The following is a 24,969-nucleotide window of genomic DNA, read 5'->3' on the forward strand; positions in this document are numbered from 1 at the left end:
AACAGGCTGTTTTTTTCCGTTTTGGCACATTTCATCCTTGATTCAAACAGCTCCACTTTTGAAATTTTAAAGCAAACAGTCAAAAATATATCAAAGTTTTAGAAGATGGTCGCATCTGGTAGAATAAATAAAAATGGAGGTCGTTTATCCCGATGAAACTATTGATTGTTGAAGATAATATAGATTTATTAGAATCAATGAAAAAAATATTAAGTGATGAATTTGAAGTGGACTCCGCTACAGATGGAGAAGAAGGATTATTTCTTGCCTTTCAAAATATATATGATGCCATTATCCTTGATGTAATGCTTCCGGGCATGGATGGTTTTGAGATTTTAAAAAAACTTCGAGCAGATCGGATTATGACACCAGTTCTATTTGTAACTGCAAAGGATGCGCTCGAAGACCGTGTAAAAGGTCTTGAAATAGGCGGTGATGATTATCTTGTTAAGCCGTTCCAGGCACCAGAACTAATTGCCAGAATTCGGGCTTTATTAAGAAGAAGCGGCAGCTTAACGATTGAACATACCATTCGTTATCGCGGTATTGAGCTTTTTGGAAAAGAACAAGAAATTAAAGTTGACGGAACACCAGTTAGACTAACGATTAAGCAATATGAGCTTTTAGAATACTTAATTCAAAATCACGGAAAAATTTTAACGAGAGAGCAAATATATGATCGAATTTGGGGATTTGATTCCGATACCACCGTTGCCATTGTCGAAGTGTATATTCATCACTTGCGAAAAAAACTTGAGGCTTACGGCTATCATAAGGATATTCAAAATGTCCGCGGAGTGGGGTATATACTGAAAGAATTTAAGGAGTAGCATATGTTCAAAAAGACACGTATAAACCTTACCATTTTAAATTCAATTGTTTTTATTTTAATTATTTATATTTTAGGCAGTATGATCTATTCTTACATTCGTATTTATGTATACAGAGATGCGGATCATTCGCTGCAGGATATGGTAGGAAGAGTCGGACTGACAGGAGAAATTCCAAAATTGGGAGTGCAAGGTCGGGATCCTCGTAACAATATAATCGTTCTGATCTGGAATGAAAAAAACGAGCTTTTGAACAAAAATGCTATTCAGGATAATTATCAAGATCGTTTTATCCCACACACTTTTGACAAAATTCAAACAATCGCGGTGGAAGGTTTCTATTTTCATACAATATCCGTTCAAGCAACAATGAATAATCAGCCGGTAAAGCTGGAATTTATTCGTAATGTAGATATAGAAAGAAACATTTTACGACGTTTGTTGTTGATGATGTTGATAGGAGGAGCAATTGGGATCATTCTTGCTATTGCAGCAGGTTTATTTTTGGCAGAAAGAGCATTGCGACCAATTAAAAATGCTTGGGATAAACAACAGCAATTTGTTTCGGATGCTTCCCATGAATTGAGGACACCACTAACTGTCATTCAAACCCGTGGGGACTTATTATTACAAACACCAGAAGCAACCATACAAGATAAACTCCCAGATATATCGATAATTTTAAAAGAATGCCGGCGATTAGCGAAGCTTGTTGCGAATCTATTAACATTGGCAAGATCAGACTCCAATGAATTGGAGATTGAACGAAAGGATTTTTATCTAGATGAGTTACTAAGAGATATTGTAGAGCATTTTTCAGAAGTTGCATCCTTTCAAGGAAAGGCGATTACGTTAACTTCTGCACCTCCTATAACCTTTTTTGGTGATCGGGATAGAATTCATCAATTGATTGTCATTCTATTGGACAATGCTATGAAATATACAGGAGATAACGGAATCATCGAATTATCATGCTTTGAAACAAAGAGCCATATTGGATTAACAGTAAAAGATAATGGAATTGGGATGAAAGAAGAAAATCTCGCTCATATTTTTGACCGGTTCTATCAAGTGGATAAATCCAGAACGAAATCAGAAAGCTTGGGGCTTGGTTTATCCATTGCTCAATGGATTATCGATAAGCATGCAGGGAAAATAAGAGTGGAAAGTAAGTTAGGGAAAGGGACAAAATTTGAGATTTTGTTCTCTAAGAGGAAAAAGATTTAAAAAGAGGTGATGCAGTAAATTGCTTCACCTCTTTTCTCATTATGCGGGTTCTGCATTCTTCTTACGATTCATTCCAACTATAATGGATAGTACAAGCCCTGATCCGGAAATAATCAACATAATCAGTAAACTGATAATATTGTTTTGCAGTCTTCTTAGTGTCATCGTAAATGTATTACCTTGCCGATTAAAATTCATTTGTCCGCGATAAAAGTTGCGATTTTGTCCATTGAAAGAGGATGTCCCATTTTGTCCTGCAGAGCTGCTATTATCCGAAGAATTCGGGTTGGAATCTTGACTCTGAAAATTAGATTGCCGTTGCTGAAAAAATGCCTGTGCGTTTTGTTGCATGCTTTTTTGTTGAAAATACGTATAAATACCAAAAACAGATTGGATAAATAATAAAAGAGCTGCTAAAAATCCAACCCAATAATGAATTCTTCTCATAATCATCTCTCCTTAAAAATACATTTATTATGATTATGAGAAATATTACTTAATTTTTTCTTAAAAATGATAAGGGATAAAAGGTTAGGGGTCATAATAGAGAGGAAACGAAAATAAAAAAAAGACATATCAAAAAGTCTTTTACAAATAAAGATGGCAAACTGGATGAAACCATGATATGATAAAAGATGGTCGACATCAGTTTAAATTATAAAAATATAAATATCCTATAATAACATTACCACAAAAGAAACTGGATGTCAACTATTTTTCCTCGGAGGTGCTTTCATGGAAAATCAAAGCAGAGAATGGACTCAGGAACAGGAGAGAGTAGATTATACCGTAAAAAAAGTTAGGAGTCACATAAATACCTTAATAGCAAGTGCTGAAAATGTAAAACAGGAAGCGGAGGAAATTCGCAAAAATTTCTGGGAGGATGTCACTGTAAATTTTGATGAACCAGATGATGTTATTGAAACGATGACAAGCATCAAACAGCAGATGGAATTGCTTTCTGAGCGGGAACGAAGCTACGGTCATGTGGAAGAAAACGTAAAAACCCTGCAAAAGCTCGCTTCCTCCCCCTATTTTGCAAGAGTTGATTTTAGTGAGGAAAAGGAACCTCTGGAGCAAATCTATATTGGGATAGCTTCTTTTCTGGATGAACACGATGAATATCTTGTTTATGATTGGCGGGCTCCTATTTCAAGCATTTACTATGATGGGATTCCGGGGCCGGTATCTTATAAAACACCTGAAGGAACGCGGTATGGTGAAATGGAATTAAAAAGGCAGTTTCTCATTCGTGATGGCGTGATTCAGTCGATGTTTGATACAGGGGTAACGATTGGGGACGAAATGCTCCAAGAGATATTAGGGGCAAAAGCAAATACCCATATGAAAAGTATTGTTGCCACCATTCAAAAGGAACAGAATAAAATCATTCGCGATATTAAAAGTCAGCTTCTTTTTGTGCAAGGAGCTGCTGGAAGCGGAAAAACATCCGTTGCCTTACAACGAATTGCCTTTCTTTTGTATCATTTCAGAGAGTCACTGAATGCCGAACAAATTATATTATTTTCTCCAAATCCGTTATTTAATAGTTATATTTCAAAGGTTCTGCCTGAACTTGGTGAAAATAATATGGTGCAGACTACCTTTTATGATTATGCTCGCCATCGAATTGGTAAAGATCTTGAAGTAGAGAGCCTGTTTGAACAATTCGAAAACCGCCTTAAAGACCGTGATGAGCAATCAGATATTAGGGAAAAAGCAATCAACGTGAAAGGCAGCCTCGATTTTTACCATGCAATCCAACAATATGCAGAACAGCTTTTGGATAATGGATTGTTTTTCAGGGATATTGTTTTTCGCGGAAAGCAATTAATTTCTAAACAGGAAATCGCTGAGCTGTTTTACTCTTATGACAAATCCTATTCCTTGCCCAATCGTTTTCCGTTAGTGGCTAAACAACTGCTGAGAATGTTAGATGAAAAAGCAAGGGAGGAGGAGCAAGAAGAGTGGGTAGAGGAGCAAATGGAGCTTTTAGATAGGGACGATTTCCTAGCTGCATTTAAAAGTGTAAAATCGGGGAAGAATGATGAAGTTTTTGACTCCTTTGAACAAGAAAAGTCTTATCTTGCTAAGGAGATTGTTGGCCGGTATTTTAGAAGGCTGAAAAGAAGTGTGAAGCAATACCGCTTTTTTCATCGAAAAGCTCAATATATTCATTTTTTAGAACAGGTTCCAAAACTCATGCAATTAGATAAACTGGGTATTTCCCAATCTGAGTGGGATTCTATAAGATCGCAAACCATCAGTCGTCTCCGAAATAAGCAAATACAAATGGAGGATGTAGTTCCTTATATGTACTTATCAGACCTAATAGAGGGGAAAAAATCGCAAACCTCCATGAAATATGTTTTTATCGATGAAATCCAAGACTATACACCTATTCAGCTCGCATATTTACGTTTTTTATTTCCCTACAGTAAATTTACGATGCTCGGAGATATTAATCAATCAATTCATGGAACGGAAAGCGAATCAAAAATTCAAATTGCAGAGGAAATATTCCAGAATCAAAAAAGTGAGATTGTTTATTTAAAGAAAAGCTACAGATCCACCATGCCCATCACACGTTTTACGAAGGCCATTTTAGAGGATGGGGAGGAAGTGGAACTATTTGAACGTGATGGTGAATTGCCGACCGTACTTATAACGAAAAATAAAAATGAAATGCTGGAAAAAGTTTTTGAAAAGGCAAAATGCCTTTCCAAGGAAAGCAACACGGTTGCCATAATCGGTAAATCCTTGGAACAATGCGAAGAAGCTTTCAGATATTTGCAGATGAGAATGGATGTTACTCTTTTAGGAATGGAAACAAGGGAATTTAATGAAGGAGTTATCGTGATCCCTTCGTACCTTGCTAAAGGCTTGGAATTCGACAGTGTCATTGTTTTAAACGCATCGGATGAAGTATATAGAGACTCAGAAAGAAAATTGCTTTACACGATTTGCACTAGAGCGATGCATCGTTTAGTGATAACAAGCATTGGAACGCCAACAAGATTATTAAATTCAGTGCAAAATGACTATTATCAAATAGCCGAAATCAGAGGAGAATGAAAAGAAATTTTCATTCTCTTTTTTTGTATATTTGTATAAAGTGGTGTGAAGGTGAACAATAAAAATAAATATGGTCGTTTCATAAACAAATCACTTTTACAACAATATAATAAAAAAACGATATCAGAAAAATAAAATGATTATTTACCCCATTGTTCTTTCAAGCATTTGGGTATAAGATTAACATGAAGCATACTGTAAAGGGGTTGGTATATTTGGATTCCAATGGTCCTGAACCAAGTAATTACGAGGAAGTCAAAAATCTTACGTCGAAAAGGAATTGGTACTAACCAAGGCTCTTTTCTTAAACTTGTTGCTTTTTAAAAATGAAAACCTAATAAATTTTCTTATTCGGCTTAGAAATGGATATCCATTTTAAGAAAAGATGTCCGAAACTAAGATTAAATTAGGGTTTAAAACAAATAGCAATAATTTATATGAAAACGGCCTTAACTAAATATCCACTCTGATGAAGGTACTGATGGCTTCCTCCATACAAGAGAGGAGGTTATTTATGCTTGAAATTTACAAAACAAATATTGAATCGAGAAAACTTGAGGTAGTGGATGAAATCACAAAAGGGTGCTGGGTAAATTTAAGCTCTCCAAATGAACAGGAAATTCAAAGAGTCGCCAAAGAAGCGAATGTTCCTGTTGATTTTATCCGTGATGCACTGGATGATGAAGAAAGATCCAGAATTGAAAAAGAAGAAGGCGATGTTTTTATCATTATCGATTATCCGTATATGGTGAGGGATGAATCCGGTTATTCCGTTTATGAAACTCTTCCATTGGGAATGATTTTGACAAAAGACTGTTTTATTACGATTTCATTAAAAGATGCACCTGTTTTAATGGACTTTAAAAACAATAAAATTAAAGAATTTTATACGTATAAAAAAACCCGTTTTGCATTTCAGATTCTTTTTGTTATTTCATCTTATTACTTAAGATATCTGAAACAAATTAACAAAAAAACAGATGATGTGGAACGTGAACTCCATCATTCATCCATGACCAATAAGGAATTATATTCATTATTAGCATTAGAAAAAAGTTTGGTTTACTTTACCACTTCTTTAAAATCTAATAAAATGGTTTTAGATAAAATTCTTCGGATAAAATATTTAAAAATGTATGAGGAAGACGAAGATTTATTAGAAGATGTTATGATTGAAAATACGCAGGCTATCGAAATGGCTGCAACTTATAGTTCGATTTTAACAAGTATGATGAACGCTTTTTCGTCGATCATTTCGAATAATCTTAACGTGGTCATGAAGTTTTTAACTTCGATTACCATTATTCTCGCTTTTCCTACCATGGTAGCCAGCTTCTTAGGAATGAACGTTCCGTTGCCATTTGGTTTGGAGCATTATCCACACGGATTTTTATCGGCAATTTTAGTTTCAATATTTTTGGCTGCAACCATAGCCTTTATTTTTTGGAAAAAGAAATATTTTTAATAAAATATCCGCTAGCTGATAGTAGTTTGAGCTAGACACAGTTATATTTTTAGCTTATTTGCTACTTTCTTCTTTCTCAAAAAAGACTGGTCTTTTGATCAGTCTTTTTACATGATTACCTACAATAGTACATAACATTTCTTTTTATTTGCATACAATAAAAGGACACGATTTGAAGAACAAAGAATACGGAATGGGGGTATTTTTCATGGTAATAGGGGAGCAAGATGATTTCGTGAAAACAGATGAGCAGCTGGTCTCTCACCATTCTGAAAAAACGAAAAAAAATTTAATCACACGCTTAAATCGTATTGAAGGACAAATTCGAGGAATAAAAGGGCTAATTGAAAAGGATACTTATTGTGATGATGTTATAACACAAATATCAGCTACTCAAGCTGCTTTAAATAGCGTTGCGAAAATATTATTGGAGGGGCATATGAAGAGCTGTGTAGTAGAGCGAATTCAGCAAGGGGATATGGATGTGTTGGATGAGGTATTAACAACATTTCAAAAGCTTATGAAGAAATAAGTGAATTTTCCCTTGGTGCATCGTAACGTCCTGTTGCAATGCCTTTCTAAGCTTCTATTTAGTTACGAATATTCGGGTATTAACGGACGGTATATTGGATTCAGTTACCTAGATTTACCGTCCATTAATACGGGATCAAACCTTATATAGATAAGTTTATTAATAAAAATGGACAAGCCTATTTTCCATTTTATTATTTTCTCTTATTGACATAGGATAGGGGGGTATAGTAAATTAAAAATATGAGATGAACCAACAATTGATTGTGAATACAACTTTAGAAAAAAATAAGTGAATTTTATTTTTTTAATTTGAAATATAGGATACCTAGGTATAGTAAATAAAAAATATAAGAGGTGTTTACAGTGAAAAAATGGGCAATTATTGCAGTTCTTTACTTAGCTGTCGTAATGGGCGGATATATGGTATATGCACAGTTCTATCCAAAAAGCAGTGAAGCCAAAATGGACCATCATGAAGAAGGCATGAGCCAAATGCATGCAGATTCACATGAGAAAAGTGAAGTGAAAACAGATTTGCATTATTCGGACGGTCTAATGACCATATCCATTAAGGACTTATCTGGAAAAACAGTGAAGGATTTAGAGGTTAATCACGAAAAGCTGCTTCATTTAATCATAGTAGATGATTCTCTTCAACACTATTATCATCTGCATCCACAGCGGCTTGAAAATGGAGACTTTAGTATCCGCAAAACGCTGCCGGATGGTTCGTATAAGGCATTTATTGATATTAAACCAAAAAATTTAGCTTATCATGTTGTGCCCGTACCATTCGTTGTCGGGCAGGAAAAAGGGGCAAATGATCATGAAGCACTTGTTCCTGATAGTTCATTAACAAAAACGGTTGAGCAAAAAACTGTTTCATTAAAAATGAATACATTCCAAGCATCCAAACCAGCTACTTTAACATTCGATCTTGATCGTTCCCACTTAGAGCCTTATCTAGGCGCTGTCGGTCATGTTGTTATCCTTGATGAAAATGGCAAAAAATATTTACATGTACACCCCAAAAATGAAGAAGAACCTGTATTTGAAACGGAATTTGAAATGCCTGGAATTTATAAAATCTGGGCGGAATTTAAACAAAATGGGAAAGTAAGAATATTTCCGTTTGTCATTGAAATTAAATGAAGGAAGGGCCAATTCAGAGAATGAATTGGCCCTATTAATCTAAAATTCTGTCTACTAAAATTTCCATTGCACAAATCCAAGTTCAATGCTATGTTTTAATCTGTTGAGGCTGGAAAGCAGTCTTTTGATAAAACATTAATGGGGGATATTTACATGTTTAAAGTACATACATTGAAACGGCTTCCAATCGTTCTGTTTATAGTAGCAGTCATGTTGGTAACTGCAGCTTGTGGAAGCAATAAAACTGAAAATCAAAAACAAACAGCTTGGGATAAAATTAAGGAAAAGGGTGAGCTAACTGTTGCCACTTCCGGAACACTTTACCCTGCCTCCTATCACGATTCAAAATCCAATCAATTAACGGGATATGATGTGGAAGTAGTTCGTGAAGTAGCAAAAAGATTAGGATTAAAGGTTAAATTTATAGAAATGGGCTTCGACGGAATGCTTACTTCTGTAAATAGCGGTAAAGTAGATCTTGCTGCAAATGATATTGCGATAACAAAGGACCGTGAAAAGAAATTTGCCTTTTCAGCTCCATATAAATATTCTTTTGGTTCGGCAATTGTTCGCAAAAGCGACAGCTCCGGCATTCATTCCTTGGATGATTTAAAAGGAAAAAAAGCAGCTGGGGAAGCAACCACTACTTATATGAAAATCGCACGTGATCATGGTGCTAAGGAAGTTATCTATGATAATGCAACCAATGACCAATATTTACGTGATGTTTCTACGGGAAGAACAGATGTCATTTTAAATGATTATTATCTGCAAAAGCTAGCGATTGCGTATTATTCAAAATTAAACATCATGATTGAACCACATATCCGCTTTTCACCTAGCAGCGGCGGAATGATTATGAAAAAAGATAATCAGGAATTAAAAAATAAGATTGATAGTACCTTGAAAAAAATGAAGGAAGACGGCACTCTTACAAAGCTATCTAAGCAATTCTTTGCAGGTGATGATGTGTCAGTAAAACCGAATATTAAGTTTTCGAAATAAGCTCTATCAAATCACCTTATACGAATACATTCACGCTAGTTTTCATTCCGAATAAAACCGGTTCACGTATATGTATGAGGCAAAAATTTTAAACAACATTGATATTAAATCTAATTAAGAAATGAGGGAAGGACAATTGGGTGATATTCAGTGGCAATATTTATTTAATATAAAGCTCGCTATTGAGTCCTTCCCATATGTGCTACAAGGAATTGGCTACACAATGCTGCTTTCCTTCGTCAGTATGGCGTTGGGACTTGTCCTTGGCTTTTTTTTGGCATTAGCAAGAACTTCGAAGTTTCGATTACTAAGATGGTTTTCTAGGATCTACATTTCCTTCATGCGTGGTGTACCAATCCTAGTAATATTGTTTTTACTATACTATGGATTTCCAATCATCGGAATCGAATTTACCGCAGTGACGGCAGCCATTATTGGTTTTACACTAAATAGCGCGGCTTTTATGGCGGAAATTTGCCGTTCATCCATTTCCTCTGTTGGAAAAGGTCAGTGGGAGGCAGCTGCATCGCTTGGTTTTTCCTACTGGCAAACAATGAGAAGAATTATTCTTCCGCAAGCCATTAGGATTGCCATTGCTCCCTTATTCAATGTGTTTCTTGATTTAATTAAAGGAACCTCTCTGGCAGCCATGATTACGGTGCCGGAAATGTTTCAAAAGGCGAAAATTGTCGGTGGAAGAGAATTCGATTATATGACAATGTATATTTTAGTTGCCCTAATTTACTGGGCACTCTGTACCCTAATTTCCTTTATTCAGGATTACATGGAAAAAAGATATGAAATGGATATATGAAAGAGGTCACTTCATTAGAGAAGTGACCTCACAGATTGTAGACAAAAGGGGTTCGGAATGGTCACATTCCGAACCCCTTTTGATTTTGTTCTTACTTTTTTACCTTTTTGGGTGTATGCTGACCTCTCTCATCCTCATCTACTAGGCCATTTCCGGACCTTTCCATATCCAGTTGGCCATTTTCTTCAAATTCATGGCAGCGAAAGTAAGCATCGCCTGCATCGACAATTTTTTAAGTCCCCTTAACGTTGTCCAACGCATACCATGCTTTTCTTTTGCGTCTGCAAATACACGCTCAATCGTTTCTTTGCGTTTCGCATATATCGTTTTTACCTCTTTGTGATGACGAAGATGATCTGCTTCCTCAAGGTACTCTTGCCAAATATGACGAGTCACTACTTTTTGATGATCCTTACTCTCCGTACATTGCGATAAAAATGGACAATTAGCGCAAATATGCTTAGAAGATTTGTATTCACGATACCCTTCTTTTGTCGTGGTAGAGTAATTCAATATCTCCCCTGATGGGCATATGTAACAATCATAGTATTCATCATATACGTACTCGTGTTTTCGGAAGAAACCTTCTTTTGTACGTGGTCTTGTATAAGGTAAAGCAGGTGTCATTTCGTTTTCGATTAAGTATTTCGTGATGGCCGGTGTTTTATAAGCTGCATCTGCCGCAACGGCATCGGGCTTTCCTACAATATCCATTACTTGTTCTACTAATGGTTCTAGGATTACGCTATCGTGGGTATTTCCTGGTGTCACCATATTTCCTAAAACAAATCCTTTGCGGTCAGAAGCTGCATGAAAAGAATAGGCGAACTGTTTAGTCCGTTCGTCTTTCACATAGTAACCACTCTCAGGATCTGTGGTACTTTCTTTTATTTCTTTTGTATCTTCTTTTTCAAATTTATCTGGTGGAAATGGCTTTTTTCCATGATCTTCCCGGTCTTGATTGATTTCTTCTTGGAGCTGTTCTTGATAGGCACGTGTTTCTTTTCGGACCACCTTTTTTTCGAATTTACGTTTATTCGCACTCGCTTTTACATGAGTGGAGTCGATAAAAACATGTTCTGCACTTATCAAATTCTTTTCCGCTGCTGTTTTTAGAATTCGATAGAAAATCTGTTCAAACAAATCGGTATCTTTAAAACGACGCTCATAGTTTTTTCCAAAGGTAGAGAAATGAGGGACTCTATCATAGAAACCATAACCAAGAAACCAGCGATAGGCCATATTCGTTTTTAATTCTTCAATCGTTTGACGCATCGAACGAATGCCAAATGTATATTGAATAAAGGTAAGTTTAATCAAGATCACGGGATCAATACTTGGGCGTCCAACTGCGGAATATGTTTCTTCCACTAAATCATAAATGAAAGAGAAATCAATCGCTGCCTCCATTTTTCGGACTAAATGATTTTCGGGAACCAACTGGTCTAAAGCGATCATTTCTACTTGATCACGTTGAATGGAATTATGTTTTGAAAGCATCTTCATCACCCCAAGTATTATTTCTATTTATATTTTAAAACAAAAAAGACTGTAGGCAAGCTCGATCTTCATCGAGTTTGTCTACAGTCTGAGAGGTCACTTCATTAGAGAAGTGACCTCATTTTCATTTATTCTTCAACAACCTTTTTCTTCTTTTTAAACTTCATTAGAAACTCATATACTACTGGCACAATGATAAGCGTTAGTAGCGTTGAACTTGTAAGTCCGCCGATAACGGTAACTCCTAGGTCCTTCGAAATCAGACCGCTTCCTTCGAACCCGAAAGCCAGTGGCAATAACGCTCCGATAGTGGCAAGGGCAGTCATCAAAATTGGACGAATCCGCGTAGCGCCAGCTTCTAACAACGCCTCGCGAGTGGATAAACCTTCCTGCTGCTTATGAATCACACGGTCAATTAACACAATCGCATTTGTAACTACGATACCGATCAGCATGAGTGCTCCAATCATCGAAGAAATACTTAATGTTTCCCTTGTAATAAGGAGGGCGAGTAATCCTCCGATAATCGTAAACGGTAGGGAGAATAGGATTGCAAATGGTGCTAGTGCTCCGCCAAATGTAATGACGAGAACCAAATATACAATCGCAATCGCTGCGAGCATCGCAAGACCAAGTTGAGAGAAGGATTCATTTATATCTTTCGTTACACCGCCCATGGAGACCTCTACATTGTTTGGCAGCTTAATCTTATCTACCTTCTTCTTAACATCTGCGGAAACCTTTGAAACATCTTTTCCTTTGATTTCTCCGCTCACACTTGCATAAATTCTTCCGTTTTGTCTTGAAATAGAGTCAGGGGATTCCCCGGTTTGAACTTTCACAACATCATTTAAGGCAACATCGGTGCCAAGCGCTGATTTGACTTTTGTATCCGTTAGATCGTTTATATTTTTATATGATTTTTGATCTACCGTTACGTATACATTTAAATCTTTGCCATCCTTTTGGATGGTTGTCAAAACAGGATTTTCTCCTACGCGGCTTAACTCCATACCGATTTGTCCGGCAGTCAGTCCATAGCTGCTTAACTTACTTTGATCTGCAACTAAAGTATATTGTTCGTATGTTTTAGAAAGGCTTGATTCTACATTTTTTAATGTATGATTTTGTTTCATTATTTTTTCAATATCTGAAATCACAGGTTTAATTTGCTCTAAGTTATCGCCGTATACTATGATTTCAAGATTGTTGCTGCTTCCTGAAGTGCCGAAATCCTGTGATTTCCATACACCCTTATTAGTCATTGCCTGAAGATCTTTAATGACTTTCTCAGGTTCTTTATCAAAGTTTTTCGCATCTTTATTATATTCAACATAGAATAATGCTGAATTATTATCACCCGGATTCATTGGATTTCCGCTGCCGACCGAGTATTGAATATTTTTAACACCTGCACGTTTTTCAAAATAGTCTTCTGCTTTGGATGTTATTTTTTCTACATCACTTCTTGTTTGTCCAGGATCTGGCTTATAGGTTGCCATCACCATTTTTTGTTGATCAGAAGGAATGAAACTTACCCCGATCGCTGGGATTAAGAACAAACTTCCAATAAATATTAAGATAGCAATTCCAAACGTAATCAATTTATGGTTCAGGGACCAATTTAATATCTTTTTATAAAAAGTAGATATTTTTCCATGTTTTTTATCGTGTTGATGTTTTTTCTTTACCCCGCGACTAAATAGCGAACTTGCAAACATCGGTACAACGGTTATGGCAACAAGTAAAGATGCCAAAAGAGCGAAAACAATAGTCAAAGCAAAAGGTAAGAATAGCTGTCCAACCATCCCTGATACAAGTCCAAGCGGCAAGAATACAGCAATCGTCACGATAGTAGAAGACATAATTGGTCTGAACATTTCTTTTGTAGCTTCTCTAATTAAATCGTTACCCCGAAGTTTTTCGTCTGTTAAAGACATTCTTCGGTAAATATTTTCAATAACGACAATCGAATCATCGACCACCCGACCAATTGCAACGGTCATTGCACCCAATGTCATCATGTTAAGGGAAATATCCATTTGTTTTAAAGCTAAAATAGCAATTAATAACGATAATGGAATCGATATAACCGAAATAATTGTTGAACGGAAGTCCCTTAAAAATAACAAGATAATGATAACGGCAAATAATGCACCAATAATGGCTTTGTTTAACATCGTGTTCACAGAATCTTTTATCGGTGTAGCTTGGTCAAACATTTTCACTACTTTTAAGCCGTTATGGTCTTTTTTCAACTCATTGATTTTTTTCGTTACATTATTTGCAACATCCACTGTGTTTGCATCTGAAGATTTCGTTATTTGAACACCAATAGAATCAGCGCCATTTGTTTTGGAAATGGATTCATGCTTTCCAACGATTTCAACTTTTGCGATATCCGTCAGTTTTACAGTTGGTATGCCTGGAACAGTTTGTTTTGTATTTTTCATTCCTGCTTGTGGTGTGGTTTGTCCAGCACCAGTTTGAGGCATAGCACCCTGTTTAGAAATACCTGCACTTACTTGTGGCGTGTATGGTATTTTAATGTTTTTCAAATCATTGATAGAATGGATATTTCCATCGACAACAACGGTTTTTTCCTTATCCCCGAAATTAATCAGCCCAAGTGGCACAGAGACATCTGAGCCTTGTATAAGCTGTTTAACGGTATCTTCGGATAAACCGTATTTTTCCAATTTCTTCTTATCGAAGGTAATGTCTACTTCTTTTTCAAATTGTCCTGAAGCTTGAACTTGAGAAACTCCATCAATTCCTTCTAATGAAGGAGCTATATCTTCTTCAACTGTTTTGGTTAACTCTTCAAGTGATTGCTTCGTATTTGTAATGCTTAATGAAAGGATAGGGAAATCGTTAATATTTAATCTCGATACTTTTGGGGTATTTACCTTCTCCGGTAATGTGATAGATGATACCGCTTCTTTTACCTCAGACTCTGCTTTATCCATATCCTTTGAAAACTTATATTGAATTTGGATGGATGACACATTTTGTGATGAGGTGGAGTTTACTACCTCTACACCAGGTAGGTTTTTAATTCTTTGTTCGATCGGTTTCGTTACTTTTTCCGCAATATCGTCAGGTGTTGCCCCCGGATATACAGTGGAAACCATCACTACTGGAGCCGTAATATTCGGTATTGTTTCCAGCTTCATATTAACACCAGAGTACAATCCTGCCGCGACAACAATGATGGTAATTAACCATACCGCGAACTTATTTTTCATACAAAAGTTAATGATTCGATTCAAGGTATATCGCTCCTTCTTAAGGTTGACCGACTAGTCATATCAAAATATAATATAAATGACTGGTCATACATTAGCAAGTGAAAGTTCTGTTAAATAAGGCTCTTTTCTTAAATTTTTGTTGCTTTTGTAAAAGTAAATCTTATAAACTTCCTCAATCTGTTTTGAAATGGTTACCATTTAAAGAAAAGATGCCACGAAACCAAGCCTACTTAAGATTCGTAATAAATGACGGATGGGAAGGTTTAGGTACGAAAACAGACTAAATTGAAACTTTTATCCTATAAAAGGATGCATATTAAAGGAGAGTTACTATGTACGACACAAATCAATGGAAAGAGTTTATTCTTCCCTATAAGTTCGGATTAGATGATTTAAAGACAAAAATAAATATAATGGTCGAAGAAGCCTTTCTAATGGGAGAAAATAATTCCATCGAGCATATTAAAACAAGAATTAAAACACCGTCAAGTATGTTGGAAAAGTTAAAAAGAAAGAGAATCGAACCAACACTGGAAAATGCAAAGCAGCATCTCCTGGATATTGTTGGCGTAAGAATCGTCTGTTCTTTTGTTTCCGATATCTATGAAATTTATAACTTATTTTTAAAGAGAAAAGATTTAAAGGTAGTAGAAGTAAAGGATTATATTCGCAATCCGAAACCAAATGGCTATCAAAGCTTACATTTAATCGTGCAAATTCCTGTACAGCTGACACATCGGGTGGAACATGTAATGGCTGAAATTCAGTTAAGAACATTAGCAATGGATTTTTGGGCAAGTCTAGAGCACAAAATCTTCTATAAATATAATCGGGATATTCCGCAATATTTAAAGGATGAACTTAAGGAAGCTGCTGATAGTGTGAAAATGTTGGATGAAAAAATGAAGGGTATTCGTGATGAGGTAAATGCGATAGACGCGGTAAGAGATTCTATATTTTTACCGTTATAATAACAAAAGCGTAAACGCCTTGTTCATCCTCTAGCCGATAGGTGTTATGGCTAGAGGACGTGCACCAGATTGATCATGAAAGAGAAGGTATAGGTGCATCAGGTGTGGTACCAATAAGCGGTGCTTGCGCTTGACGATAAAAGAGGGGACCATGATGAAGCAAAGAAGAAAGGAACTTATCGAAACAGCTATTAAATTATTTGCTGAAAAAGGATTTCAATCCACATCTGTCCAAGATATTGTCAGCAGTTACGGGATATCTAAAGGGGCATTTTATAATTATTTCTCCTCGAAGGAAGAATTGCTGGTTGATATATTTAAATATTATAATGATAAATTTAATCTAAAGACGGATGAAATTGATGCATTAAATATATCTCCGAGAGAAAAACTGCAGAAAAGAATTTATCTCCAATTCAAATATTTTATGAGGCATAGGGATTTTATCGTCATGTATTTCCGCGAACAAAATCAATCCATTAACGAGGGATTGAGAAATCTGATGAAGGAACATACCTTAAACATGCTTCAAAAGGAAGAGAAACTTCTGGTTGCATCGTATGGTGATTCCATACAACCTTATATAAATGATTTGGTATTAATTTGTCTGGGCATCCGCAATAGTTATATGAAAATCACCGTATTTGATGGAATAAAGCTGGATCCTACTGAGATTTCCTATTTCTTGATGGAACGAATTGATGACGTCGTAGCGGGAATAAAAAGGAGCAGTCTGGATCCTCTTCTAACAAAAAGTCTTTTTAAGGAATATACTAATGGCCTGCTTAGCAATCAACAAAAGATATTGTCAAATCTATTAAGCATCAAGGAAACCTTAGAATCCTTGGAAATCACTCCGGAGAAAAAAGAAGAGCTTTATAACGTTATTCATTATTTAATAGAAGAAAATAACAAAACGGAAGTGAAAAAATATATTTTTCAGGGGATGCTTGCAAATTTTAAACCAATTAAGGAATTAGATTCCTATAGAAAAGAAATTGCGAAAGTATTGGAAATTGAACTTTTATGATGCATTAAGGTTAGGTACTTCTGTATCTTGGTGATGATTTGACAGGGTATGAGAAATAAACGGAAAAATTCCGGCTAAATTGGGAAATACCCATATTTCCCTTAAAATAAGCGGAGTTTTTCCGCTTATTTTATCCAAATCTTTGGATTTTGTCTCATTTAGAGCGGTTAACCGGAATTTCTCCGCTTATTTTCGCTTCTTAAGCTTCCCCTATTCACAATAGCCGGAAATTTTCCGACTATTTCATACCTACACAAAAACCGATACGAAGAAGGCGGAAATGGTTTCGAACTTCTTCATTCGCAATTTAGCAATTAAAAGCAAAATAGCAAGGGAATGAACCCTTGCTATTTCTAATGTTTTTTAACCTCTTTAGCCTCACAAATTGCCCTGCATTTTCCTGTGCAAATGGACGTTTTGCGATAGGGAACAGATCCACGTTAGTTGTCTGACAGCTCTTTTTTTCACCTGTTTTTTCTTCCTCGTACTAATTTCAAAATAAATAAAATTACTGCGATGATTAGCAGTAAATGGATAAGGCCGCCTGCAATATGGCCGATTATTCCTAGAACCCATAGAATTATTAAAATAATTATTATGGTCCAAAGCATATAACTAACTCCTTTCTCTTTATGGTTACATTACCCAATAGTCTCTTAAATTACACCTATATATTTGTAAAGAATTAAATCCTTATCATGTTCCAATTAAGTTGTACTTAAATAGATTTGCCCAAAGATGATTGGATGACTGTCAAAAAAGCCTAATTGGTCATAAGATAGAGGGAATAACGAAGGGAGAAATCGAAAATGAATCATCCGTTAGCATGGCATGAATCATTGGAACTCCATGAATTATTAACATTCCAGGCGAACTGTTTAATTCAATTAAAAATGTCCGTTAGAAAAGTCATTAATCACGAACTCCATGATTTATACCTCTATTCCATCAAATTAGTGGAAAAGAATTTAAAAGATTTATTGCCATATGTGGAGAACATTCCAAATGAATATAGCCGTCGTAAAAATGAGCAGAACTTTTTTGCAGGTGACTTATTAGGAGCAGCCAAAACTACGATAAAAATGTATGCAAGCGCCATAACGGAAACAACCTCATCCGAATTACGTTCTGTTTTTCACCGCCATTTAAATATTGTTATTAGCTGGTATACAAAGATTTTTGAATATATGAATAAAAATGGACTATACCCATCTTTTAATTTGCAAAAATTATTAGAGAAGGATGCTCAAAATGTTCAAAATGCTTTGCTAATGAAATACTAAGAAAATCCATTGTTGACAACTTGTCAAAATATCAATATATTAAATGTAGTTTCATATTACTCTACGTGTTCTGTTAGGTGAGGCTCCTGTATAGAGATAAGCTGCTGCCCAAAAATGTCGAGAGACGCCAATGGGTCAACAGGAAAGATCGGAATAAGGTCTTTCTTAATGTAGCTGGTACCAGATTACCTATGCTATACAGTGCTAAAGCTCAAGCGAGGGAAACGGAGGAATACCACAAGAAGCATAAGCTTCTGAGCGGTTTTTTGTTTTGCAAAACAAAGCCTTTATTTCTTTTCGCCAAGAAATGAAGGCTATTTTTTTGTTTAAAATTGGTCATTTAAACTGGAAATTCCCTCATTTGAACATACAGTACTAGTAGTTAAGCTTAAATTTTCCCCTTATTCTGGAGGTGATGTTGATGGACGAAGGCCCAGGTCAGAAACATGCAAATAAATTTACTTGTGCAATAAGGAAAGGTGATTTTAACAGTCTTTCGTTTATCGACTCACTGTATATTCCTTTCTCATTGCACCATTCTAAGAATGAGGATTGGAGGAAGGAACATGGACCAAAATAAAATTAATGAAATAAAAACACTTCTACTGGAAAATAATCAAGAATCAATTAAGGAGTTCGTGTCTCATTTTCAACCTTTCGATATTGCCGAAATGCTTGTGGAATTAGACCATGAAGAACAGTTAGTGCTTATATCCATACTTCCAATTGAATTAGGGGCAGAGATTCTTGAATATTTAGAGCCGGAGTTGCAATACAAAGTTTTACACCGAATAAAGGACAATTTTACATCTTTACTATTAAATGAAATGTCGAGTGATACGATCGTAAATTTACTTTTATCGATACATCCTCATCAAGCAAAAAAACTAATGGAGTTTTTGCCAGAAGATTATCGAAAAAAAATAGATACACTTATGAAATATGAACCAGATACAGCAGGAAGGCTAGCGACAGTAGATTATATCGCCGCCCGTATTAATTGGACAGTTGATCAAACATTACAGCATATTAGAAAAGTTGGCCAAGAGGCAGAGATTGTATCGTATATTTATGTGGTAGGAAGCCGCGGTGAATTGGTTGGAGTCGTTTCGTTAAAAGAAATCATTCTGGCGAAATCAGGTACAAAGCTAGAAGAAATAATTCAAGGTGACCCTATTTCTGTCTCTGTTGATATGGATCAGCAGGATGCGGCAGAAATTTTGTCCAAATACGATCTTGTTGCCATTCCTGTGGTAGCACAGGATCATCGAATGATTGGAATTCTTACGGTTGATGACCTTATTGATGTTATTCATGAAGAAGCAACAGAGGATTTTCAAAAGCTTGGAGGAAGTCAACCTTTAGATGAGCCGTATTTTAAAAATTCCATTTGGAACCTTTATAGAAAAAGAATTGGATGGTTATTAGTCTTATTTATTGCGGAAGCATATACAGGAACTGTATTAAGACATTACGAAGACACGCTTTCAAAGCAAATCGCATTATCCTTTTTCGTACCGCTGCTAATTGGAACGGGAGGAAATACAGGTTCACAAACCGTTACGACCTTAGTTCGGGCTTTAGCAGTCGGTGAAGTACAATTCAAGGATATGTTCAAAGTATTTCGAAAGGAAGTATCAACTGGTGTTTTTCTAGGAATATCGATGGGAATTGTTGCGATCATCCGCGCCTTTTTTCTTGGAGTGAATATCCATATCAGCTCCGTTGTTGCCATATCAGCACTGTTCATTGTCATATGGGCATCGATGGTTGCGGCTGTTCTGCCGATGATATTACACAAATTAAAAATCGACCCGGCTGTTGTTTCCGGTCCATTCATTACAACCCTAGTCGATGGAACAGGACTAATCCTTTATTTCTCTATGGCAAAATTATTGCTTCATATTTAGAATTAAAACAATACCCGCTCCTTGCTGATATGTTTTTAGTGAGGAGCGGGTATTGCTTTATACATTATTTTCCTCTAACTTTGAAAGTCGCTCTAAGCCAATTTGAACAGCTAGGCAATCATCTAAATATCCAAACGGGAATACATAATCGGGGATAATATCTGTTGATAGAATAAAATATAAAAGGACACTACCGAGGATTGTACGCTTTTCTATAGAAAGATTTTCCTCACGAAAACTCTTAAACATTTTATTTAATTCAATAATAAATGGTCCCGCACCTCTTACTTCCTCCACCTTTGTCTCAAACTCTTCAAGTATTTTCTGTTCTCCCTCTTTAGTCAGGGAGAAGTGTTCATATTTGGCCAATTCCTGATGAATTTTTTCCACCGTAAATTCATGATCAAGAAAATTGGAGGAAACAAGAATTTCCTGAATAGCATCGATAGATTGATACATATCCGATTGATCATTATTTTCAGATAGTACAAGATTATAACCTGCTGCTTGAATTAATTTGGCTGGCGGGACATCTAAATGATTGGCGAGCAGCTGTAAGTGAGAGGGCGTGGCTTTCTGTTTATTATTTGCAATTCGTGAAATAGTTGCAGTATCTATTCCCGTTAGAGCACTAAGCTTGCGCATGGAAAGCATCCTTTCCTTTAACAATGCTTTAATTAATAAGCCGAGATTATGGTCTCCATTTATTTCAGTTGACATTACCTTCCCTCCTTTCCGAATACAAAACTATATCAGCTTAAGAAAAATACTACTAATTCTAGAAAAAAGAATGAATGAATCGCGCCGAACATGATTGCACGCTTAGAATCTTTATTCATCTTGTTTCACCCTCCTTATATATATATGTAGTAATGTTGATTAACTTTACTTCAACACCATGAAATGTTTTTTATATTATATTGAAATGCCTCATAACTGTGCCTGTTTAAATGAAGATGAAGTAACAAAATGTTGTTTATTTAGAAATAAAACGTTGAAAAAATGTCAACAAAGATTCGATTCGTATAAAAGATGTGCTGAAAATTCATTTATGAACAGGAAAGTGTTGATTTTTTTTCAACAGTTTTTGATTAGACACGCACTTACACAGAGAAAGGAAAATACTATGTGTAAAAAAAAGGAGGTATAAAACAATGTCGTGGTTAATTATATTGGCGTTCGCCGCTTCATCAAGTATTGATAATTTAGGAGTTGGGATATCCTATGGTATTCGAAAAATCCGAATTGGAATTGGTGCAAACATATTGATTGCATTGATTTGTTTTCTTATGAGTATAGCGGGGATTACATTTGGAATTTGGCTTTCAAAGATTCTTCCCGGCGTCCTTCCTGTAATAATAGGAGCGTTCCTACTTTTTATTATTGGAATAAGAATTATTCTTTTGGCAGCTCCACGTAAAAAGGATAATTCTGATGTCATCATGGAGCAAAAAAAGCACTCTAAGGGTCTTAAAGGAATTTTAAAAAATCCGGAAGTAGTTGATATGGATCAGTCTGGAGAAATCGGTTGGATAGAGGCTATTATTCTAGGAGTAGCCTTATCGGCAAATGCACTTACAAATGGGCTTGGTGCTGGTTTGCTTGGATTATCGCCCTTTGCGATTTCCTTAACAGCTGCAATAGGAAGTTTCATCAGTGTTTGGGCAGGTGTGAAGCTAGGAAGCAAATTAGCAAATATTCGAATTGGCAAATTTACAGTTGGTCAATTCGGGACCCTTTTAAGTGGAGTAATAATAGTAGTGATCGCTTTTGCAGCTTTCTTTTAAGAACAAACTGTACGAAGACAGCATAGGATAAAGATTTTTAAGCCCGATATAATCTAGACTTGGTTATATCGGGCTTTACGTTGATAATTAGCATATTGGAACATTGCCTGAAATATACATACATTTAACCATTTTTCATATAGTCATAGACGCTGTTGACAAAATGTCAATATATCTGTATCTTAGTTTACTATAAGAGGTTAATAGAAAGGAAAATGAATATGTCTGAAAATGGAGATATTAATCATCTCGGACCGCTATTAAAAGCTATATTGAAGGATCAGTCATTATCTATGCGCAAATTTAGTGAACTTACTAATATTGATACCGCTACAATATCTCGGATCATTAATGGTAAAAGAAAAGCTACTCCCGCACATTTGCAAAAATTTGCTGAATGCCTTGGAATTCCTTTGGCAAAATTATTAGTTGCTGCAGGTTATCCAATTGAACAAGATGGACAAAACGATCAGTCTGATATTCAATTGTCCGTTGCAAGTATTCAAAGTTTCCTTGAGTCCTCTAATATTTATGACAGGAATTTTACGATTGATAATATAAAAAATCAATTAACGAAATACGAACAATACTCCCAAACGGAAGAGGGGAAAGAAACCATTTTGACGGGATTTGAAGAGAAGCTTCAAAAAGTCGGGAGTATTGGACCATTTATTAATCAGCTGAAGAACATGTACGATAAATTTCGATTAAGTAAAGGAACACCTCGTGAGCTTGTCATAATTGGCAGTGCTCTAATTTATTTTATTTTACCGGTAGATGTTATTCCTGATTATATTTTTCCGATTGGCTATTTAGATGATGCGACGGCTGTACAAATTGTACTGAAATTATTAATGAAGGATTAAAAGACAATTTATACTCTTGATGCTATTAAAATGAGTACACAATAGTATTTTTAGATTAATAGATAGGGGAATTTCAATGGATCAAAGAAGAAAAAAGAAGAGAAGGGTACGTAAATGGGTACGGAACCTCATGTTATTTATCCTCCTATTCATTGTGGCGGTAGCTGCATATTGTGTATATCAATACAATAAAGGCTTGTCTGAAGCGTCAGACGGTAAATATAAAAACGATGGTAAAACCTTTGAGCAATTTCAAGGTGCGGAACCTCAATTTGGCGAAATCAATATCTTATTAATAGGGAGCGATTCAAGAGGGGAAGAACACGCAAGATCCGATACGATTATGATTGCACATTATAATCAAAACACGCATCGTTTAAAGCTTGTCTCTTTGATGAGAGATATGTACGTGGATATTCCTGATCATGGGAAGCAAAAGTTAAATGCTGCGTTTGCATTTGGCGGACCCGAATTGCTCAGGAAAACAATCAAGCAAACGTTTGATATTGATATAAATTACTATACAATTGTCGATTTCCAAGGATTTTCGAAGATTGTTGATATCATTGCGCCTAAAGGGGTTGAAGTGGATATCCCATATGAAATGTCGTACGGAATTGGCATGAAACTGCATCCAGGTAAACAAGTTCTCCATGGTAAAAAACTATTAGGATATGTACGTTTTCGTCATGACCGTTTAAGTGATTTCGGGCGAGTGGAACGCCAACAAGAAGTTTTAGGGAAATTAAAGGATCAAGCGGTTTCCGTGCATAGTATCGTCAACCTTCCAAGGATTCTAGGTTTAGCCGACCCTTACATTGATACAAATGTAGATACTGGAACGATCCTAGCAATTGGAAAAGGGTTAATGATTGGGAAATCTCAAAAAACGGAGACTTTAAGATTACCGGTTAATGATTCTTATACGAATGAACGTGTAGATGTAGGGGATGTTTTAAGCATGGATATAGACAAAAACAAACAGGCGTTAAAAGAATTTCTTAGTCAATAGAATAATGATGATGTTCGATTAAAGAAGCGAATATCTTTCTAGCGGGAGTTTAACATGAAGACTGAAAATGAATTTTTGAAAAGATTGGATCCGACTATTTTATTTATCATCTTTTTATTTGCCATTCTAAGCATCGTATTTATCCATAGCAGTCAACAAACTGGACAATATGGAAATGATAATTTTGCGTTGAAGCAAGGGATTAACTATCTGATAGGTTTCTTTCTGCTGTTTTTCATGGCATATTTGGATCCGGACCAAATCCAAAAATTAGGCTGGCATCTATATATAATTGGATTTTTGTCCATTATTATTCTAGCATTGCCATTACCGGATTCCATTGCACATCCAATATTAGGGGCAAAGAGATGGTATCAGATTCCATTCCTTGGTTCCATACAACCATCTGAGTTTTTTAAAATTCCATTGTTAATTGTCACTGCCAATATTGCCGTAAAGCATAATTTAACTTATTTGAAGAGAACGATGCTTTCCGATTTAATGTTGGTTGGTAAAATTATGTTAGTAACGATTCCGCCATCTTTATTTGTTTACCAACAGCCTGATACAGGCATGGTATTCTTGTATCTTGCAAGCGTATCAAGTATCATCTTTCTTTCTGGGATAAATAAAAAATTAATTGTAACAATTATTATTGTTCCATCCATATTAGTGTCAGGTTTAGTTTATATATACTTTCAACACCCGGATATTTTGTTTAAAGACCTTATTCCAATGCTAAAACCACATCAACAAGAGCGTGTGATAGGTTGGCTTAAACCGGATCAAAATCCTAATCAAGGGTATCAGACGAAAAAGGCCATTTTAGCTGTAGGAAGCGGGGAACTGCAGGGAAAAGGAATCGGACATGGGGATGTATACATTCCTGAAAAGCACACCGATTTTATTTTTGCTACTGTTGCGGAAGAGGGAGGGTTTGTTACTGCCTCTTTAGTGATATGTTTATTTTTTCTACTCATGTATCGCTTAATTATTATTGGCGACAAAACGAGTGATCCATTTGGCACTTATTTTTGTATAGGCATTGTTGCAGAATTATCTCTGCAGATTTTTCAAAACATAGGCATGATGGTGGGCGTAATGCCTGTTAAAGGAATTTCCTTGCCGTTTTTAACGTATGGAGGAAGTTCACTGTTTTCAAATATGTTATTGTTTGGGGTTGCCTTATCCATACACAAAATGTATGGAAAGTATATGTTTGAGATGAAAAATTAACAAACGGCCAGAAAATATCTG

22 protein-coding genes and 1 riboswitch are annotated in these 24,969 nt (G+C 35.8%); of the genes, 17 read left to right on the forward strand and 5 right to left on the reverse strand.

The window, feature by feature from the left end; genetic code table 11:
* Positions 1-152 precede the first annotated feature (152 nt).
* Positions 153-830, forward strand: a complete 678-nt coding sequence (locus tag NSQ59_RS07810) for a response regulator transcription factor (protein ID WP_055738863.1) — start codon at positions 153-155, stop codon at positions 828-830.
* A gap of 3 nt (positions 831-833) precedes the next feature.
* Positions 834-2,057 carry a sensor histidine kinase gene (locus NSQ59_RS07815; RefSeq protein ID WP_055738864.1) on the forward strand — a complete coding sequence of 408 codons (1,224 nt, stop codon included), beginning with the start codon at positions 834-836 and terminating at the stop codon, positions 2,055-2,057.
* Positions 2,058-2,096: 39 nt separating this feature from the next.
* Here the strand turns inward: NSQ59_RS07815 and NSQ59_RS07820 are convergent, their stop codons facing one another.
* Positions 2,097-2,504, reverse strand: a complete 408-nt coding sequence (locus tag NSQ59_RS07820) for a hypothetical protein (protein WP_055738865.1) — start codon at positions 2,502-2,504, stop codon at positions 2,097-2,099.
* Positions 2,505-2,792: 288 nt separating this feature from the next.
* On the opposite strand from NSQ59_RS07820, the gene helD reads away from it, so the two are divergent.
* The 6 genes from helD (at position 2,793) to NSQ59_RS07850 (ending at position 10,102) form a co-directional block, all read left to right on the forward strand.
* Complete coding sequence (gene helD, locus NSQ59_RS07825; protein WP_340830584.1) at positions 2,793-5,132, forward strand: RNA polymerase recycling motor HelD; 2,340 nt, start codon at positions 2,793-2,795, stop codon at positions 5,130-5,132.
* Between the two features lie 514 nt (positions 5,133-5,646).
* Positions 5,647-6,597: a magnesium transporter CorA family protein gene (locus NSQ59_RS07830; protein ID WP_055738867.1), complete on the forward strand. Its 951-nt coding sequence runs from the start codon at positions 5,647-5,649 to the stop codon at positions 6,595-6,597.
* A gap of 208 nt (positions 6,598-6,805) precedes the next feature.
* Positions 6,806-7,129, forward strand: coding sequence for a metal-sensitive transcriptional regulator (locus tag NSQ59_RS07835; protein WP_340830587.1), 324 nt, complete (start codon positions 6,806-6,808; stop codon positions 7,127-7,129).
* Between the two features lie 365 nt (positions 7,130-7,494).
* Positions 7,495-8,283, forward strand: a complete 789-nt coding sequence (locus tag NSQ59_RS07840) for a hypothetical protein (RefSeq protein ID WP_340830589.1) — start codon at positions 7,495-7,497, stop codon at positions 8,281-8,283.
* Between the two features lie 153 nt (positions 8,284-8,436).
* On the forward strand, positions 8,437-9,288 hold the full coding sequence (locus tag NSQ59_RS07845; protein WP_055738870.1) for a transporter substrate-binding domain-containing protein: 852 nt from the start codon (positions 8,437-8,439) through the stop codon (positions 9,286-9,288).
* A gap of 121 nt (positions 9,289-9,409) precedes the next feature.
* Complete coding sequence (locus NSQ59_RS07850) at positions 9,410-10,102, forward strand: amino acid ABC transporter permease (protein ID WP_055738871.1); 693 nt, start codon at positions 9,410-9,412, stop codon at positions 10,100-10,102.
* A gap of 141 nt (positions 10,103-10,243) precedes the next feature.
* On the opposite strand, the gene NSQ59_RS07855 is transcribed toward NSQ59_RS07850, so the two are convergent.
* Complete coding sequence (locus NSQ59_RS07855; RefSeq protein ID WP_055742329.1) at positions 10,244-11,602, reverse strand: IS1182 family transposase; 1,359 nt, start codon at positions 11,600-11,602, stop codon at positions 10,244-10,246.
* A 128-nt stretch (positions 11,603-11,730) separates the two neighbouring features.
* On the reverse strand, positions 11,731-14,874 hold the full coding sequence (locus NSQ59_RS07860; RefSeq protein WP_340830591.1) for an efflux RND transporter permease subunit: 3,144 nt from the start codon (positions 14,872-14,874) through the stop codon (positions 11,731-11,733).
* A 311-nt stretch (positions 14,875-15,185) separates the two neighbouring features.
* Between NSQ59_RS07860 and NSQ59_RS07865 the strand changes: the two genes are divergently transcribed.
* Positions 15,186-15,824, forward strand: a complete 639-nt coding sequence (locus tag NSQ59_RS07865; protein ID WP_055738873.1) for a GTP pyrophosphokinase — start codon at positions 15,186-15,188, stop codon at positions 15,822-15,824.
* Positions 15,825-15,978: 154 nt separating this feature from the next.
* Positions 15,979-16,854: a TetR/AcrR family transcriptional regulator gene (locus NSQ59_RS07870; protein ID WP_055738874.1), complete on the forward strand. Its 876-nt coding sequence runs from the start codon at positions 15,979-15,981 to the stop codon at positions 16,852-16,854.
* 464 nt (positions 16,855-17,318) lie between these two features.
* Here NSQ59_RS07870 and NSQ59_RS07875 read toward each other — a convergent pair whose 3' ends face one another.
* Positions 17,319-17,465, reverse strand: coding sequence for a lmo0937 family membrane protein (locus NSQ59_RS07875; protein WP_152982358.1), 147 nt, complete (start codon positions 17,463-17,465; stop codon positions 17,319-17,321).
* Positions 17,466-17,663: 198 nt separating this feature from the next.
* Between NSQ59_RS07875 and NSQ59_RS07880 the strand changes: the two genes are divergently transcribed.
* The 3 genes from NSQ59_RS07880 to mgtE all read left to right on the forward strand — a co-directional run bounded on the left by NSQ59_RS07880 (position 17,664) and on the right by mgtE (position 20,047).
* Complete coding sequence (locus NSQ59_RS07880) at positions 17,664-18,137, forward strand: spore coat protein (RefSeq protein WP_055738875.1); 474 nt, start codon at positions 17,664-17,666, stop codon at positions 18,135-18,137.
* 62 nt (positions 18,138-18,199) lie between these two features.
* A riboswitch (M-box (ykoK) riboswitch) is annotated at positions 18,200-18,368 on the forward strand.
* A 190-nt stretch (positions 18,369-18,558) separates the two neighbouring features.
* Positions 18,559-18,717, forward strand: a complete 159-nt coding sequence (locus NSQ59_RS07885; protein ID WP_161809217.1) for a hypothetical protein — start codon at positions 18,559-18,561, stop codon at positions 18,715-18,717.
* Complete coding sequence (gene mgtE, locus NSQ59_RS07890; RefSeq protein WP_055738877.1) at positions 18,704-20,047, forward strand: magnesium transporter; 1,344 nt, start codon at positions 18,704-18,706, stop codon at positions 20,045-20,047. Before NSQ59_RS07885 ends, mgtE begins: the two co-directional genes overlap by 14 nt.
* A 57-nt stretch (positions 20,048-20,104) precedes the next feature.
* Here the strand turns inward: mgtE and NSQ59_RS07895 are convergent, their stop codons facing one another.
* Positions 20,105-20,767 (reverse strand): helix-turn-helix domain-containing protein, encoded by a 663-nt coding sequence (locus tag NSQ59_RS07895; RefSeq protein WP_055738878.1) that lies wholly within the window; start codon positions 20,765-20,767, stop codon positions 20,105-20,107.
* Between the two features lie 434 nt (positions 20,768-21,201).
* Here NSQ59_RS07895 and ytaF point away from each other — a divergent pair, with 434 nt between their 5' ends.
* The 4 genes from ytaF to NSQ59_RS07915 all read left to right on the forward strand — a co-directional run bounded on the left by ytaF (position 21,202) and on the right by NSQ59_RS07915 (position 24,948).
* Positions 21,202-21,834: a sporulation membrane protein YtaF gene (gene ytaF / locus NSQ59_RS07900; RefSeq protein WP_055738879.1), complete on the forward strand. Its 633-nt coding sequence runs from the start codon at positions 21,202-21,204 to the stop codon at positions 21,832-21,834.
* 221 nt (positions 21,835-22,055) lie between these two features.
* On the forward strand, positions 22,056-22,700 hold the full coding sequence (locus tag NSQ59_RS07905; RefSeq protein ID WP_055738880.1) for a DUF1232 domain-containing protein: 645 nt from the start codon (positions 22,056-22,058) through the stop codon (positions 22,698-22,700).
* 76 nt (positions 22,701-22,776) lie between these two features.
* Positions 22,777-23,712: an LCP family protein gene (locus NSQ59_RS07910; RefSeq protein WP_055738881.1), complete on the forward strand. Its 936-nt coding sequence runs from the start codon at positions 22,777-22,779 to the stop codon at positions 23,710-23,712.
* Positions 23,713-23,766: 54 nt separating this feature from the next.
* Positions 23,767-24,948 carry an FtsW/RodA/SpoVE family cell cycle protein gene (locus tag NSQ59_RS07915; RefSeq protein ID WP_055738882.1) on the forward strand — a complete coding sequence of 394 codons (1,182 nt, stop codon included), beginning with the start codon at positions 23,767-23,769 and terminating at the stop codon, positions 24,946-24,948.
* Positions 24,949-24,969 lie beyond the last annotated feature (21 nt).

The sequence above is a fragment of the Margalitia sp. FSL K6-0131 genome (genome assembly GCF_038008735.1).
Lineage (GTDB): Bacteria > Bacillota > Bacilli > Bacillales > Bacillaceae_C > Margalitia > Margalitia shackletonii.